Source organism: Actinosynnema sp. NPDC023794 (assembly GCF_040639675.1).
Classification (GTDB): Bacteria; Actinomycetota; Actinomycetes; order Mycobacteriales; family Pseudonocardiaceae; genus Actinosynnema; species Actinosynnema luteola.
In genome coordinates this window covers 390,414-406,239 of record NZ_JBFAFR010000004.1, presented here as the reverse complement: position 1 = coordinate 406,239, position 15,826 = coordinate 390,414, and the positions used below count along the sequence as shown (strand labels likewise).

Here is a 15,826-nt window from a genome sequence, read left to right as displayed (position 1 = left end):
CGGACAGTGTCACCCGCGAACGGCGATCAGTCGACCGGTTGCAGCGGGCCGTCCAGATCGGGCAGCGAGTACATCTCGATCTTGCGGGCCACGTTGGCGACCTCGTTGCGCACGGTCAGGAAGCCGCGCACCGAGCCGACCCACCGCTCCGGCGGCAGCTCCTCGGTCTTCTTCGACTCCGCCGCCACGAGCCACGGCCGCCGCACCGCCCAGCGCACCGGGAAGAACAGGAACACCAGGACGAGCGCCACGAGCAGCCACGCCGGCACGACGACCTCCGCCGGCGTCCACGCGACCAGCACCACGGCCATGCCGATGACGATCGCCAGCATCAGCACGCCGGGGCCGTGACCTCCGCTCACGTCGTGCTCGAAGTCCTCGTCCGTCGACGGGTTGCGCCACTCGATCTGGCTGCGCACCGTCCACATCCGGCCGTCAGCTCCGCGCACCAGCCGCGTCATCACCGTCTCCTCAAGACGTCGAGCGATCACTCAGCGTTTTCCACGCTACCGGCAAAGTCTTGCACCTCGTGGGTGAAACCCGGCGGTCACGCGGGGTCGAGGGCGCTCGTCGTCGGGTGCAGCGTCACGGTCGTCGGCGTGACCGCGGACGTCGGCGTGCCGGCCGACTTGTCCGGTTCGGTGGTGGTCGTCGTCGTGGTGGTCGTGTCCAGGAGGACCGTGCGCGAGTCGGTCGTGGTGGTGACCGGTGTCGACGTCGTGGTCGGGTCCAGGTCGCGTGGTTCGGCCGGCCCGGTGGAACTGGTCGGCACGACCCGCGGCGGGACGGAGGTGGACGTCGTCGGCGTCGGGCGCGCCACCTGCTCCGCCCGGGTGTGCGCGACCTGCCGCGCGCCGGCCGGCGTCGGCGACGTCGCGCTGGTCGCCGTGCCGGTCGCGGTCGTGGTCGCCTCGGTCGAGCACAGGGCCAGCACGTTCTCGCCGGGCGCGCCGTCCGGGCCGGACTGGACCAGCGCCGGGCCCGGCGCGCCGGTGAACGGCCCGGCCACCACCCCGAACAGGCCGACCGCGGCGGCCGAGGCGGTGGCCGCCAACGCCAGCTTCACCCGCCCGCTGAGCCAGACCGCCTTGCCCACCACCGCTGGGCCCACCACCGACGGGCCGAGCGCCGCCGGCCCCAGCAGCGCGGTCGCGGCCACCGGCACGGCGATGCTCGCCGCGTGCGCCCGCAACGTCGAGCACACCTCGACCAGCTCGGCGTGCAGCGCGTTGCAGGAAGAGCAGGTCCGCAGGTGCTTGCGGATGCGCCGGTGCTCGGCGCCCTGCGCGCCGCCCGCCGTGTAGGCGCCCAGCTTCGCGACCACGGAGCTGCACGCGCGCGACCCGGTGTCCTCGGCGAGGTGGGCTTGGAGGTACGCCGCCCGCAGCCCCTCGCGGGCACGGCGGGCCAGCGCCGCCATCGCGTTCGGGCTCAGGCCGAAGTGCGGCGCGACGGCGGCCGGCCGCTCGCCCTCCACCTCGACCTGCCACAGCACCGTGCGCCACCGCTCGGGCAGGCTGGTGAACGCGCGGGAGATCAGCGCCTGCTCCGGCCGGTTCGCGGTGACGTCCGGGAACGGCTCGACCCGGAGGCTCAGCTCCTCGTCCTCCACCGGCACGTCCCGCCGCCGCCCGCTCCACTCCCACGCCACCCGGCGTGCGACGGTCAGCAGGTAGGTGCGGACGTGCTCGGTGGGTCCGTTGCCCCGGCGGATCGCCTGGAGCACGCGGAAGAACGCCTCGGCGGTCAGGTCGTCGGCCTCGGCGTGTTCACGCACGTGCCGGAGGGCGAACCGACGAACGGCGTCGGCGTGACGGGTGAACAGCTCGCCGAACGCGCCGTCGTCCCCCGCCCTGACCCTGGCGAGCAGTTCCCGGTCGAAATCGGCATCTCCGGCCATCCCGCCCGGCACCTCCCGCCCCGCCTGTGGTCCAGTGGCCAAGATGCCACAGTCGGCTGGTTCCGGGCCGAAGTGATAGCGAGCCGATACCGAACACCCGACGGACGACGTCGACCGTTCGGCCTAGTCAGAGCACCTGCGCACCCGATCAAGGGTGCTCGCGGTCGGTGACGGGGCGGTCACGGGTGGGCGTCGGCTGGTGGCCGATCGCGCTGCGGACCGCCCGGTGACGAGTAGTCTCCTGCCGCGTGGTCGATTGGCGCACAAGGGCTTCCGCCCTCCTCCCCGAGCTGAGCGCCGTTGTCGAGCGCGAGTCCTGGTCCTGTCACGTGTTCCTGTCCGAGTTGTGGCAACTCGCGCTGGAGGCGCACCGCGACGGCGACCGCGAGGTGCTCGGCCGGGTGTACGGCTTCGCGCACTGGTGCTTCCGGCAGCCCGAGCGGTTCCTGTCCGACGCGTCCGTGGTCAGCTTCTACGAGCACGTGTTCGACGAGTGGGAGCTGCGCGACGAGGTGGCGCCGTGGCTGCCCGCCGAGGTCGTCGACCGGGTCAGACCCCTGTGGGAGTGGCGCTGGCCGAAGGAGCGGTTGACCGAGGTCGACCAGCTCCTGGCCCAGACGGGACCCCCCGTCGAAACCCACTTCGAACATGGTCTATAGTTGTCTCCAACAGGCGGATGTAGCGCAGTTGGTAGCGCATCACCTTGCCAAGGTGAGGGTCGCGAGTTCGAGTCTCGTCATCCGCTCTTCGAAGGCCCCCGGTATCGCACCGGGGGCCTTTCGCATGCGCCACGACACGATCCGACGATCACCATTAGGTTTGGCGGCGGAAGTTTCCTCGTCGAAGACGGAGTTGCGCACATGGCCACCACCCGCAAGGCGACCACGAACTGGGAAGGCAACCTGCTGGAGGGCAAGGGCAACGTCGCCCTCGAGTCGTCCGGCATCGGCGTGTTCGACGTGAGCTGGCCCTCCCGGGCCGAGGCGGCGAACGGCAAGACCAGCCCCGAGGAGCTGATCGCCGCGGCCCACTCGTCGTGCTACTCGATGGCGCTCTCGCACGCGCTCGCGCAGGCGGGGACCCCGCCGCAGCAGGTCGAGACCTCGGCGGAGGTGACGTTCCAGCCCGGCACCGGCATCACCGGCATCCACCTGACCGTCACCGCGGTCGTGCCGGGGCTGGACGCCGAGGGCTTCACGGCGGCGGCCGAGGGCGCCAAGGAGAACTGCCCGGTCAGCAAGGCGCTGGCCGGCACGGAGATCACGCTGACGGCCAACCTCCAGGCGTGACCCGGGTTCGCGGATGAGCTCTGGTACCGGTCCGATACCCGAAGTGTCAGGCCGGTACCAGTTGTCCGTGAGGAATTGACCCGAATGAGTGAGGCCGGTAGTCGTTGGGGATGCTCACGGCGTTGGGTGGATCCGGTCGGCTCGCATTCGGCGCCTTGATCGGTGCGGCGGTGGCCGCCTTGCTGGCCGCGCAGGGGAGCATGGCCAAGTCGCCGCGAGGCCTCGAGCCGACCGGTGGCGGCGGCGAGATCGTGGTCGTCAAGCGCAGCGAGCAGCCGGACCGCACGGTCACCGCGACCGGCACGACGTCGTCGAGCACCGGTACGTCCGGCCGGACCAGCGCCACGTCCACGTCGTCGGCCACGACCACCACGTCGACGGGCACCACCACCGCCACCACCACGTCGGACGTGACGACGACCACCACCGCGCGGCCGACCACCACGACGACCACGACGCGGCGGCCCACCACCACGACGACCACGACGACGACCCGCAGGCAGTGCGGGCTCATCTTCTGCTGATCGCCCGGCACTGGATAACCGAACGTGTTTTGGCAAGATCGAGGCGTGACGTCCAGCCAGGTGCCCACCCAGCCCCAGCGAACCAACGACACGCCCACGGTCCGCGTGCAGCCCGTCGCCATGCGGGAACCCGCTTGGCCCACCACGGAGCCGATGACCGCGACCAACCTGACGCCCGTCGCGGCGGCGACCACGAAGTTCGAGCCGGTGACCGGCACGCCCAACGGCCACACCAACGGCAACGGCAACGGCCACAGCAACGGCAGTCTCATCGACGCGCTCAGGGGCAAGCTCGACGGCCAGGCCGGCGGTGCGCCCGTCGCACCCCCTGGTCGGCCCGCTTCCCCCGCGACCGCCGCGTCCGCACAGCCCGCGCCCGCCGCAACTCCGTCACTCGCCGCACCCGCGCAGCCCGCCGCGTCCGCGCAGCCCGCCGCGTCCGCGATCGCCGCAGCACCGTCACCCGCCGCACTCGCCACGCCGTCCACCGCCGCCAAGCCGACGCCGCCGCCCACCCCGCGCAGCCGGTTGCGCCGGATCGCGCGCCGCATCGTCGGCCCGACCCTGCTCACCAAGAAGAACTGAGGGCGGCCCCGCCGGCCGGGAACCGCCCCCTTCTCGTTGCCGAAGCCCGTGCGGCCCCCGGCTACGCGCTCTGCGCCCGCGCGTACGGGCCGCCGGACCGGAGCAGTTCGTCGTGCGAGCCGATCTCCGCGATCCGACCGTCGTCCATCACCACGATGCGGTCGGCGTTGCGGATCGTGGAGAGCCGGTGCGCCACCACGAACACCGTGCGGCCGTGCACCAGGCGGGCCAGCGCCTGCTGCACCAACGCCTCGGACTTGTTGTCCAGCGCGGAGGTCGCCTCGTCCAGCACCAGCACGCGCGGGTCGCGGATCAGCGCCCGCGCGATGGCCAGCCGCTGCTTCTGCCCGCCGGACAGCCGCGCGCCGCGCTCGCCGACCACGGTGTCCAGCCCGGTCGGCAGCCGGTCGATGAACTCCAGCGCGTTGGCGTCGGCCAACGCCTGCCGCACCACGTCCTCGGACACGTCGTCCAGGCCGTAGGTGACGTTGTCCCGGATCGTGCCCTCGAACAGGATCGACTCCTGCGGCACCACCGACACGAACCGCCGGTAGCTGCGCAGGTCCAACGTCTCCATGTCGACACCGTCGAGCAGGATGCGGCCCTCGGTCGGCCGCAGGAACCCGATGACCAGGTTCAACGCCGTCGACTTGCCCGCGCCGGACGCGCCGACCAGCGCGATCGTCTCCCCCGGCCGCACGTCGAGGCTGAAGTCGACCACCGAGTTCCGCGCGGACTCCGGGTAGGCGAACCCGACGTGCTCGAACCGCACGCCGCCGCGCACGACGTCGACCTGCGCCTTGCCCGCGTTGTGCTCCAGGTCCGGCGCCTCCAGCACCTCGCCGAGCGAGCGGACGGACTCCAGCCCCTTGCTGATCAGCGGCGTCAGGCTCATCAACGTGGTGACCGCGCCGGTCAGCGAGGCGAAGTAGGCGCTGAGCATGACCACGTCGCCGGGTGTGACGGACAGCCGGCCGTGGTAGGCGGCCAGGGCGGAGCCGGCCAGGCAGCCGACGCCGAGGGCGTTGAGCAGGATCCAGGCCAGCGCGCCGAAGCGGACGTTGAGGCCGTCCAGCCTCATGCCCGCGGCGAAGACCTGGCGCAGCGTGCCGTCCATGCGGTTGAGGGCGGTGCTCTCCAGGCCGTGCGCGCGGGTGATCGGGATGAGCGTGGTCATCTCGCCGACCCGGGACGACAGCTGCTCGACCTCCTGCCGGAACGACTCGTTGTACGCGCGCAGCCGGCCGCGCAACCACATCACCAGCACCGCCGCCGCGGGCACGACGAACAGGAACACCGGCAGGAACGCGGGGGCGTTCAACCCGATCACGACCAGCGCGCCGCTCAACGTCGCCAGCGCCGACAGCCCCTGGTCGCCGACCTGCTGGGTGGACGTCTCGATGCTCTCGACGTCCCGGATGACCTTGGTCTGCAGCACGCCCGCGCTGACCCGCGCGTGGTAGCCGATGGACAGCTGCTGCATGCGCCGGCTCAGCGCCGACCGCATCCGCATGCCCATCCGGCGCGCGCTGCCGTACCACCAGCGCGTGTAGAGGATCGCGAACGGGTAGTTCAGCGCCAGCGTGACCAGCAGCAACCCCGCGCCGAGCCAGATGCCGGTGACCGGCTTGCGCTCCACGACGACGTCGATGACGTGGGCGGTGATGACCGGGGTGAGCCAGGTGGGGCTGTGCTTGACGAAGAACGCGCCGGCGCCGAGGCCGAGCTTCGCGCGGTCTTCGCGGAAGAGGTAGAGGAGGGTGCGGACGGGGTGCTCGCCGCGGTAGCGGTGGTCGAGCGGACCGTGGGGCATGGTGCGAGGGCTCCTGCGAACGGGGGGTCACGAGACACCCACACCGCGCCGTGTGGGGGAGCGCTCTCACATCGTAGGTGTCCGGTCCACCGCATTTGCCCTGGCCGAGGCGGGCGCAGACGCCCGTCCGACAGTGACGGTTGCCCGCCAAGACGGCCGCTTGTACAGCATCTCGCACAAGCGACGAGCCTCGATGAAGACGATGACCTACTCGGAATCCCGCGCGAAGTACGCGGAGACTCTGGACTCGGTGATCAACGATCGCGAAGAGGTCGTTGACCACCAGGGCAGGGCACGAACCAGTGGTGATCGTGTCACTTGACGACTACCAGTCGCTCAAGGAAGCCGCCTACCTGCTGCGCAGTCCGGAGAACGCCCGGCGGCTGCTCAACGCCATCGAGCAGTGGGAATCCGGCGGCGGGACGCCGCGCGAACTCGCCGAATGAAGCTCGTCGCCCTGGCCGGGCGGGTGCCGCGGGGCACCCGCCCGGGGTCGGTCAGTAGCCGAACACCAGCCGGTAGGCGATCTCCGGGTCGAACGTGCCCGCGGGCGTGTTCGGCGCGGTGCCGCAGTTGCCGTCGGAGTCGCCCGGCACCTTCACCCACAGCAGCATCTCGGCGCCGCCGCCGGTCTGGGCGGTCACGCCGAGCTTGCGCTGGCCGGGGTTGCACCACTCGCCGTTGGACCCGTTGCCGTTGCGGCTGGTGTCGACGACGAACGCCTTGGTGTACCCGGGCAGGGAGCCGTTCACGGAGTTGCCGTAGGACACCGACTCGGCGGTCGGGTAGTAGTTGGAGACGTTGATCGCGAACCCGCGGACGTTGCGCACGCCGGCCGCGTCCAACCGGCCGGCCATGGTGTTCGCGGCCACCCAGCGCGCGTTGCCCGCGTCCAGGTAGGCCCACGTGTTGGGCGCGCGGTCGCGGAACTGCTCCGTGGCGTAGCGGATCATCGCGTTGCGGGTGGTGACGCGGTCGGGCGTCATGCAGTTGAAGTCGGCCAGCGAGTCCGGCTCGATCACCACGACGGCGGGCCGCGCGCCGATGGCCCCGGCGAAGGCCGAGATCCACGTCCGGTAGGCCTCGGGCGACCCCGCGCCGCCGCCGGAGTGGCCGCCGCACGCGTCGCGGCCCGGGATGTTGTAGGCGACGAGGACCGGCAGCTTGTCGGCCGCGTCGGCGGCGGCCACGTAGTTGCCCACGGCGGTGCGGATGTCACCGCTCCAGCTGCCGAACCACCGCGCCATCGGCTTGGTGGAGAGGTTCGACCTGATGGCCGACGTGCGTCCGTCGTTGGGGTTGTTGCGCACCCACACGGCGGGGTTCGAGTTGGGGTCGACGTAGAAGCCGCTGGTCATGCCGATCGGGCTGGCGGCATTCGCCTGGCCCGGGACGACCAGTGCCGCGAGCAGGGCGAGCGCGGTCGCGATCAGGCGCATTGACGGTCCTTCCGCTCGAAGAACGTGGCGGCGGACCACCGATCAAAGCACTCCGGATCCGCGCCTGCCAACGGCCCGCGAGGAATTCGACCGCGCGTCCACCATTCGACCCGCCATGGCGCAGCCGGCCCGCGGTGATCGCGCCGCACGGCCCTCACCTGTGAGAAGAGCCGATCGGACGCGTTCGCGCAGTCGCCGGCAGGGCCGTTCGCAGGACTCCGGAGGTCGAGCCCCACAATGGACTGCGGAGTGCTTCCCGGCCACCGCCGGCCGCATTTCGTGGCAGCGACGAAGACGCACGCCGGCCGTTTCCACGCGGTATTCCGCAAATGTTGCGCAAACCGACTGAACACTCGCCGTGTTCGAACGTAGCTCACCGTGACGCCCGTCGGCGGAGCGGTCCGCCGGGCAGGGCTCCGATCGTCCCGATCACTCGGCTTTCGTCACGTCCGACCTGGCGCCGCGACCGCCGTTGACGTGCTGTTCGGCGGCCTCGTCGGGACCGGAGGGACCAACGGCCGGCAACGACCGCATCACAAGTGCCGGATGCCCGCACCGGCCACGGACGCATAAGCAACAATGGCGCTCGCGCGGCAACCCCTGGAGGAGCGGAATGTCCTGGCAAGAGGACCTGGCAGAGCTGGACCGCACATTGGCGGAGGGTCGGATCAGCGCCGACGACTACCGCCGACGCCGGGATGAACTCCTCGCCGCCGCCTCGGGTGGCGGCCCGGCCGCACCGCCCAACAGCGGCCCGTTCGCGCCGCCCGTGCGGTGGGACGCGGTGCCGCCGTCGCAGCCGAACCAGAACCCCGACGCCACCCAGATCGTCACGCCCGGAGCGGCCCCGCAGGCCAACCCGGACCGGACGCAGGTGGTGAGCCAGCGGCCGGCCGACGCCGACCGCACCCAGTACGTGACCCCGATCGCGCCGCAGCAGCAGATGCCGCCGCCGCAGCAACAGCAGCAGCAGGGTGGCTGGCAGTCCGGCCCGCCGTCGAGCACGCCGCCGTGGGGTGGCGACAGCTACAGCCCGATGGGCGACGCCAACCCGAGCTGGATCGCGCAGGGCCCCGAGGTCTTCGACGACACCGGCGGCGGCGGCAAGGGCAAGGTCATCGGCATCGTGGTGGCCATCGTGCTGCTCGCGGGCATCGCGTTCGGCGCCTACTGGATCTGGGGCCGCGGCGAGTCGTCGCAGACGGCCGGTGGCAGCACCACCGAGACCAGCACGGCCGCGACGACCACCACGCCGCCGCCACCGCCGGACCCGCTGCCGATCGGCGAGCTCCCCGGCAAGGTCAGCACGAACAAGGCGGTGACCGACTTCTCGGGCGTCCCGAAGCTCAACTACCTGCTGGAGTCCGAGGTCGCGCTCTACACGACCGGGGGCGCCACCAAGACCAAGCTCACGCAGTTCATCATGGACGACGGCTCCAGGGGCGTCGTCCTGATCGTGCAGGGCACCGACGCCACGGCAGCCGCCGCGGCCGCGCTCGGCCTGCACAACACCCAGATCAACAACGGCATGACGCAGATCACGGACGGTCCCGCCGGCGTGATGGCGGCCCAGGTCGACCTGAAGGACGGGCAGAACGCCCGCGTCCGCGGCCACTACAGCAGCAAGGACCTGATCGTCCGGGTCGACGTCGCCTCCTCCTCGTCGCTCGCCATCGCGCGCAAGGGCTTCGACCAGGCCCTGAAGGCCCAGCTCGAGGTGCTCGCCGCCGATGGCTGACCCGCGCAACGACGGCGGCGCCGTGACCGCGTGCACCGTCGTCGCCCGCAACTACCTGCCCGCCGCGCGCGTCCTCGCCGCGTCCTACCTCGAGCACCACCCGGACCACGAGTTCGTGATCGCGGTGATCGACGCGCCGCGCGGCTCGGGCGAGCGGCAGGGCCGGCTGCGCACGGTCGGCCCCGAGGCCACCGGCATCGACGCGGACGACTACCTGCGCATGGCCACCGCCTACAACATCACCGAGATGGCCACGGCGGTGAAGCCGTACCTGCTGCGCGAGCTGCGGTCGCAGGCCGACGTGGTGATCTACCTGGACCCGGACATCCAGGTCTTCGCGCCGATGCCGGAGCTGGAGGAGCTGGCGCTCGCGCACGGCATCGTGCTCACGCCGCACTTCCTCAACCCGCTGCCGCGCGACGGCAAGGACCCGAGCGAAGCCGCGATCATGGGCGCCGGGATCTTCAACCTCGGTTTCGTGGCCACCGGTCCCGGTTCCGAGCCGTTCCTGGACTTCTGGGCCGAGCGCCTGCGCCACGACGCGATCGTGGCGCCGGAGAAGCAGCTGTTCACCGACCAGCGGTGGGTGGACCAGGTGCCCGCGCTGTTCGACAACACCGTGCTGCGCGACCCCGGCTTCAACGTCGCCTACTGGAACATCCACGAGCGCCCCGTCGAGCGCGACGCGGACGGCGTGCTGACCGCGGGCGGCCACCGGCTGCGGTTCTTCCACTACAGCGGGTACCGGCCGGAGAAGCCGTGGCTGCTGTCGCACCACACGCCGACCCGGCCGCGCGTGGTGCTGTCCGAGCACCCCACCGTCCGCGAGCTGTGCGACGGCTACCGCGCGTCCTTGCAGGGCAACGGCTACGCCGAGACGCTGGAGTCGATCCCGTACGGCTTCGCGAAGATGGCCGACGGCACGAAGATCAGCCCGGCCATGCGCACCCTGTACCGGGACGCGTGGGTGAAGGCCGAGCGCGGGGACACCCTCGGCCCGACCGGCAACCGGCCGACGGTGGTCCCGCCGCACGCGTTCGACGCCGACGGCGGCCAGGCGCTGCGCGAGTGGCTCGCCGGTCCGCCGGACGACGCGCCCGTCGGCACCGCGCTGAGCCGCCTCGTGCAGGCGGTGTGGGACTCCCGTCCCGACCTGAAGACCGCGTTCCCCTTGCCGCACAGCCGTGACGCCGCGCCGTTCCGCTCCTGGTGCGCGAGCTCCGGCGTGACCGAGGCGTCGCTGCCGGCGTGGGCGCTGCCCGCCGAGCCGGTCGAGCCGTCCGAGCCGTCGGACGACTTCGGCGTCAACGTGGTCGGCTACCTGACCGCCGAGCTCGGCGTCGGCGAGATGGCACGGCTGGTGCACGACGCGATCCGCGAGTCCGGCGTGCCGGTCGTCTCCGTGGTCGAGGACCGGTTGGTGTCCAACCGCACGGGCCTGGCCGAGCCGGGCACCGTCGGGCAGCCGCGGTTCCCGATCAGCCTGCTGTGCGTGAACGCCGACCAGACCCGCGCGGTGCTCGACCACCAGCCGCACGTCGGCCACCACCGCTACCGGATCGGCCTGTGGGCGTGGGAGCTCGAGGAGTTCCCCGGCGAGATGCACCACGCGTTCGACCTGGTCGACGAGGTGTGGACGGTCAGCGAGTTCTGCCGCGACGCCATCGCCAAGCACACGTCGGTGCCCGTGAAGGCGATCCCGGTGCCGGTGCGCGACCCCGGTCCGGTGTCCCGGCCGCAACGCCGTCCCGGTGACCCGGTGCAGTTCCTGTTCGCGTTCGACTTCTTCAGCATCGGCCAGCGCAAGAACCCGTGGGGCCTGGTCGAGGCGTTCCAGCGGGCCTTCGAGGGCCGCGACGACGTGCGCCTGGTGCTCAAGGCGATCAACGGCGACAAGAACCCGCACAACGCCGAGCGGCTGCGGGTGAAGGTCATGGACGACCCGCGCATCGAGCTCGTCGAGCGCTACCTGTCCGTGCAGGAGCTCGACGACCTGTACGCGTCGAGCAGCGCCTACGTCTCCTTGCACCGCAGCGAGGGCTTCGGCCTCACCGTGGCCGAGGCGATGGCGCGGGCCATGCCGGTGATCTCCACCGACTACTCCAGCACCACGGAGTTCCTGGACGACAAGACCGGCTGGCCGGTGCCGCACAAGCTGGTGCCGGTGGGTCCGGGCAACCACCCGTACCCGGCGAGCGCGGTGTGGGCCGAGCCCGACCTGGACGCCGCCGCCCGCGCCATGCGCGAGGTCGCGGACGACCCGGCCGAGGCCGCCCGCCGCGGTCGTGCCGCGCGCGAGCACATCCTGCGCACCCGTTCGGTGAAGCGGGCCGCCTCGTGGATGGCCGAGCAGCTGCGCGCGGCGCACGAGAGCTGGCAGGGCAGCGGCGGCGCGGGTTACCGGGCCGAGCTGCCGGGCGCGGACCTGCTGCGGCCGTTGCGCGAGTCCAAGCAGGCGTTGCTCTGGCGGGCCGAGGTCGGCACGGCGTCGCGCACGCCGCTGGCGCCCGCGCTGCGCAAGGCCGTGCTGCGCGCCATCGACCACTACGACGTGCACCAGCGCAAGGTGATGGGCACGCTCGTCGGCGGCGTCGAGGACACGCTGAACAGCGTGGTCGCGCGGCTGGAGGCGGTCGAGTCGAGCGTCGAGTCGACGCGCTGGGCGAACGAGGGCCTCAAGAACCGGCTCGCGAGCGTGCAGGACGAGTTCCGCTCCGCCGTCGAGGACAACGCGGCGAACCTGACGAACCTGGAGCAGCAGCTCGACAGCACCCTGGAACGGGTGTGGTCGCGGCTGGCGGACGACGAGCGCACGACGTTCGACCGGTTCGCCGAGCGCGACCAGCGGCTCGACGGCGACGAGCGGCGGATCGCCGAACTGGCCAGGACGCTGTCCGCGGTGCAGGACACGGCACGGCTGCGGCACGCGCCGGTGCCCGCGGGCGCGGAGGTCGTGGTGTGCGACGCGGGCGCGTTGCTGCTGCCCGTCGACAACGTCGTGCTGCCGTGGCTCGCCTACCACCGGTCGTGGGAGGTCGAGGAGGCCGACCTGATGGCCGGGCTCGTCGGCGACGGCACGTTCCTCGACATCGGCGCGCACGTCGGCTACCACACGCTGCGCCTGCTCCAGCGGGCCAAGGGCGTCGCGTCGGTCGTCGCGGTGGAGGCCAACCCGGTCAACGCCGAGTACCTGCGCCGCAACGTCGTGGCCAACCTGGGCGCGGAGGGCGCGCGGACCGTCGACGTGCTGCCGGTCGCGGCGTGGGACGAGGACGGCAGCATCCGCCTCGTGCAGGCCGAGGACGACAACAGCGGCGACCACCGGGCCCACGAGCTGTCCGACGAGGACGCGGGCGGCGTGGTGATCCCCGCGATCCGGCTCGACGGCAGGTCCGAGGTGGCCGACCGGCGCGTCACGCTGGTGAAGGTCGACCTGCAGGGCCGCGACCACCGGGCGCTCGCCGGCCTGACCGCCGTGCTGGAACGCGACCGCCCGCACGTGGTGTGCGAGTTCTGCCCGGGCGCGATCGTGGAGCTCGGCGACGACCCGCTCCAGGTGCTGCTCGGCTACCGCAAGATGGGCTACGCGCCCGTGCCGCTCAGCGCCGACCCGGAGGCCGAGCACGCGGACGAAGACCTGGTGCGCCAGGCGGACGCGGTCGACACCGGCTTCATCACGCTGTGGCTTCGGCCACTCTGACCACAGCATTCGCTGTGATTCGCGGTGCTTGTCCTGCGACACTCGAGCCCGGTTCCGGTACGGGGGCCGGGTTCCGAGTGTGGAGGTAGTGCGGCGTGGGTGAGGTTCGGACGCGCACGTCCACGCTCGGCGCGCTGCTGGTGGTCGGCCTGCTCGCGGCCGTCGCCCTCGGCGCGTGGAGCCTGTGGGGCGGGCAGCCGCTGCCGGCCAGCGCGCGCAACGTGCCGCCGACCGGCGAAGCGGGCCGGCTGGCCGCCGATCCGCTGGCACTGGCCGACTTCGACTCGGGCACCGAGTCCTACGACTACGTGCGCGCGTTCCCGGACATGCTCAGACTCGAGTTCCTCAACCCGGCCGAGGTCGCGGTCTACCAGGAGGAGGGCGCGGGTGCGGCGCGGATGACCGTGTCGTCGAAGCGGCCCGAGGGCCGGGTGCTCGTCGCCGTGATCCGGATGGCCGACCGGGACGCCGCGCTGCGGGCCGCCGACCGCCTGGACGAGCTGCAGCTGGAGTTCGGCCTGGAGCGGGTGCCGCCCGAGCACGGCGTCACCAGGGTGACGCGGGTGATCCGGGACCTCGACGTCGAGCCCGCGCCGCGGCCGACCGCGCGCGGCTACTACGTGCACCGGGACCTGGTGGTGCGGGTCGAGTTGAACGCCAGGTCGTTCGACCTCACCTCCGAGTTCGGGCCCTTGCTGGCCATGCAGTTGCAGGCGCTGCCCGCCGATGGCTGAGACCGCGACGTCCGTCGAGACGGGCGGCACGACCCTGCCCGGTGTGCGCGTGGTGACCGCGACCGCCGTGTGCCTGATCGCCTACAGCTACCTGTTCGGCCTGTGGCCGAACCGGCACGGCCACGACTCCGAGCTGGTCGTGGTGGTCCGCGGTTGGGTCAACCAGCCGACCGGGATCGGCGAGGACTTCGGCTTCCTCGGCGTCGCCCTGCTCCTCATGGCGGCCGGGTACGCGGTCGCGGGCGTCGACCGGTGGTCGGTGGCGGTCCGGCTGCTGCGCCGGGTCGTGCCCGCGGTGGTGTGCGCGGTGCTGGTGGGCGCGCTGCTGTCGGTGGTCGGCGCGGAGCCGTTGACCGACGCCGCGGTGACGACACCGGTCGCGGCGGTGGCGTTGGCGGGGCTGCTCGTGCTCGTGCTGCGGCCGGTGGAGCGCGGCGCGCCGTGGCTCGCGGTGCTGGTGCAGTTGGAGATCACCTGCGTGCTGGTGATGGCGGGCGGCTGGGCCGCCGCCGGGGGGCCCGACGTGCTGCGCCTGCTCGGCCTGGTCGGCGGGCTCGTGCCGTTGACCGCGCTCGGCCAGGTCGCGTGGCAGGTGCGCGTGGGACGGCTGACCGCGGCGCGCGGCGTCGGGCTCGGCCTGCTCGCCGTGGTGGTGCTGGTGCTCGCCGACAGGGTGGCGCCGGACCTGGCCGGCTACTGGCACCCGTTGGGCGGGGTGCTGGCGCTGCTGCTGTTCCTGATCGCGCTGCCGCGTGGCGCGGCGTTGGCGTCGACCCGGCCGGTGCGCTGGCTGAGCAGCCGGGCGGTGCCGCTGTACGTGTCCGTCCCGGTCGTCGGCTACGCGGTGACCGGCGTGCTGGCGAACGGCGTTCCGCTGCTGCTCGCGCTGCTGCTCGGCACGGTGTGCGCGGGAGGGGCCGCGGAGGCGTTGCACCGGGGTTTGGAGAAGGTGGCATGACGGCGGGCACGCTGGAACGGACCGAGGTCATCCCCAAGAGCGCCGGGTACCTGCACGGCCTCGACCTGCTGCGCGTCGTCGCGTCCTGCGCGGTCGTGCTCACCCACCTGATCGCCTGGTTCACGTTGAACGACCGCGAGTTCTGGCTGGCGACGGCGGTCGAGCGCGGCGTCGTCGAGACGCTGCACCTCAACCCCCGCCTGTCGTTCCTCGGCGTCGCGCTGTTCCTCGTCGTCAGCGGCGTGGTCGTGACGCACGTGGCGAACCGCGAGCGCCCGCTGCAGTTCCTGCGCCGCCGCGTCGTGCGGCTCATCCCGCTGCTCTGGGTCGTCACGCTCGTCGTGTGGGTCCTGATCAACCTCGGCCACCGGGTGTCGTCGGCCCGCGAGTCGAACCTGGACGTCGGCGACCTGCTCAGCGGCATGTTCCTGGTCAACTTCTTCCAGACGCCCCAGGTGGCGCTGGTCGCGGTGACGTGGACGCTCCAGGTGCAGGTCGTCTTCTACTGCTACGTGGCGCTGACCATCCCCGTGCTGCGCAAGCGCGCCTGGATCCCGCCGCTGGCCGCCGTGCCGCTGTGCTTCACCACGCTGCTGATCACCGATCACTTCCCGACCGTGCTCGGCCACGGGATCGGCCAGTTCGCGGTGTACCTGCCGGTGCTGGTGCTGGGGCAGCTGATCTCGCTGGTGCACTCCGGCAAGGTGCACCCGGTCGCGGGCACGGCCATCGGCGCGGTGCACTTCACCCTGTTCGTCTGGGTGGACAAGGTGGGGGGCCACACGGACCAGGGCGGCTCGGTGCCGCGCACGCTGCTGTTCGCCGTGCTGCTGACCGTGCTGCTGGTGGCCGCGAGCGGTCCGGTGAGCCGGTCGGCGTTCATCCGAGGCTGGTCCAAGCGGACGTACGCGATCTACCTGATCCACCTCAGCGCGATGTACCCCTTGTACGACGCCCTGATGCCGCACCTCGACCCGACGCTGGTCGCGGTGCTCGGCCTGGCGACGACCGCGCTGGCGGCCGAAGCGCTGCACCGCTGGGTCGAGATGCCCGCCGACCGGGCGGTCCGCCGTTGGGAACGGCGGGGCAGCGTTACCGGCCGCTCGGGATAGTCACGATCCGCCGTCTGATCGAGAGCCTTCCGTT

At 72.1% G+C, this 15,826-nt stretch carries 14 protein-coding genes and 1 tRNA gene; 11 read left to right on the top strand and 4 right to left on the bottom strand.

From position 1 onward, the window contains the following. Positions 1–26: 26 nt before the first annotated feature. Both AB0H12_RS13220 and AB0H12_RS13215 read right to left on the bottom strand, forming a co-directional pair. A complete protein-coding gene (locus AB0H12_RS13220; RefSeq protein ID WP_230569423.1) occupies positions 27–461 on the bottom strand; it encodes a DUF983 domain-containing protein in 435 nt (144 codons plus the stop codon). Positions 462–547: 86 nt separating this feature from the next. Further along, positions 548–1,900, bottom strand: coding sequence for a sigma-70 family RNA polymerase sigma factor (locus AB0H12_RS13215; protein WP_499623049.1), 1,353 nt, complete (start codon positions 1,898–1,900; stop codon positions 548–550). A gap of 248 nt (positions 1,901–2,148) precedes the next feature. Between AB0H12_RS13215 and AB0H12_RS13210 the strand changes: the two genes are divergently transcribed. The 5 genes from AB0H12_RS13210 to AB0H12_RS13190 all read left to right on the top strand — a co-directional run bounded on the left by AB0H12_RS13210 (position 2,149) and on the right by AB0H12_RS13190 (position 4,298). Continuing rightward, positions 2,149–2,559, top strand: coding sequence for a DUF7674 family protein (locus AB0H12_RS13210; protein WP_499623047.1), 411 nt, complete (start codon positions 2,149–2,151; stop codon positions 2,557–2,559). Positions 2,560–2,572: 13 nt separating this feature from the next. Then, positions 2,573–2,645: transfer RNA gene (locus tag AB0H12_RS13205), tRNA-Gly, on the top strand. Positions 2,646–2,760: 115 nt separating this feature from the next. Beyond that, positions 2,761–3,189: an OsmC family protein gene (locus AB0H12_RS13200; protein ID WP_499623046.1), complete on the top strand. Its 429-nt coding sequence runs from the start codon at positions 2,761–2,763 to the stop codon at positions 3,187–3,189. A 170-nt stretch (positions 3,190–3,359) separates the two neighbouring features. Then, positions 3,360–3,713, top strand: coding sequence for a hypothetical protein (locus AB0H12_RS13195; protein ID WP_499623044.1), 354 nt, complete (start codon positions 3,360–3,362; stop codon positions 3,711–3,713). Positions 3,714–3,758: 45 nt separating this feature from the next. Then, positions 3,759–4,298, top strand: a complete 540-nt coding sequence (locus tag AB0H12_RS13190) for a hypothetical protein (RefSeq protein ID WP_499623042.1) — start codon at positions 3,759–3,761, stop codon at positions 4,296–4,298. Positions 4,299–4,359: 61 nt separating this feature from the next. On the opposite strand, the gene AB0H12_RS13185 is transcribed toward AB0H12_RS13190, so the two are convergent. Beyond that, on the bottom strand, positions 4,360–6,111 hold the full coding sequence (locus AB0H12_RS13185) for an ABC transporter ATP-binding protein (RefSeq protein ID WP_499623040.1): 1,752 nt from the start codon (positions 6,109–6,111) through the stop codon (positions 4,360–4,362). 305 nt (positions 6,112–6,416) lie between these two features. On the opposite strand from AB0H12_RS13185, the gene AB0H12_RS13180 reads away from it, so the two are divergent. Then, positions 6,417–6,557 carry a type II toxin-antitoxin system Phd/YefM family antitoxin gene (locus AB0H12_RS13180; protein ID WP_499623038.1) on the top strand — a complete coding sequence of 47 codons (141 nt, stop codon included), beginning with the start codon at positions 6,417–6,419 and terminating at the stop codon, positions 6,555–6,557. Between the two features lie 51 nt (positions 6,558–6,608). Here the strand turns inward: AB0H12_RS13180 and AB0H12_RS13175 are convergent, their stop codons facing one another. Further along, on the bottom strand, positions 6,609–7,550 hold the full coding sequence (locus AB0H12_RS13175) for a glycoside hydrolase family 6 protein (protein ID WP_499623037.1): 942 nt from the start codon (positions 7,548–7,550) through the stop codon (positions 6,609–6,611). Between the two features lie 613 nt (positions 7,551–8,163). Between AB0H12_RS13175 and AB0H12_RS13170 the strand changes: the two genes are divergently transcribed. From AB0H12_RS13170 to AB0H12_RS13150, 5 genes are all read left to right on the top strand, one after another. Continuing rightward, positions 8,164–9,288, top strand: coding sequence for a hypothetical protein (locus AB0H12_RS13170; RefSeq protein WP_499623036.1), 1,125 nt, complete (start codon positions 8,164–8,166; stop codon positions 9,286–9,288). After that, the gene (locus AB0H12_RS13165) at positions 9,281–12,988 is read left to right on the top strand and encodes an FkbM family methyltransferase (RefSeq protein WP_499623035.1); all 3,708 of its coding nucleotides are present in this window, start codon (positions 9,281–9,283) and stop codon (positions 12,986–12,988) included. Before AB0H12_RS13170 ends, AB0H12_RS13165 begins: the two co-directional genes overlap by 8 nt. Positions 12,989–13,083: 95 nt before the next feature. Then, positions 13,084–13,722 carry a hypothetical protein gene (locus AB0H12_RS13160; protein WP_499623034.1) on the top strand — a complete coding sequence of 213 codons (639 nt, stop codon included), beginning with the start codon at positions 13,084–13,086 and terminating at the stop codon, positions 13,720–13,722. Further along, on the top strand, positions 13,715–14,680 hold the full coding sequence (locus AB0H12_RS13155; RefSeq protein ID WP_499623033.1) for a hypothetical protein: 966 nt from the start codon (positions 13,715–13,717) through the stop codon (positions 14,678–14,680). Before AB0H12_RS13160 ends, AB0H12_RS13155 begins: the two co-directional genes overlap by 8 nt. After that, complete coding sequence (locus tag AB0H12_RS13150) at positions 14,677–15,792, top strand: acyltransferase family protein (protein ID WP_499623032.1); 1,116 nt, start codon at positions 14,677–14,679, stop codon at positions 15,790–15,792. Before AB0H12_RS13155 ends, AB0H12_RS13150 begins: the two co-directional genes overlap by 4 nt. Positions 15,793–15,826 lie beyond the last annotated feature (34 nt).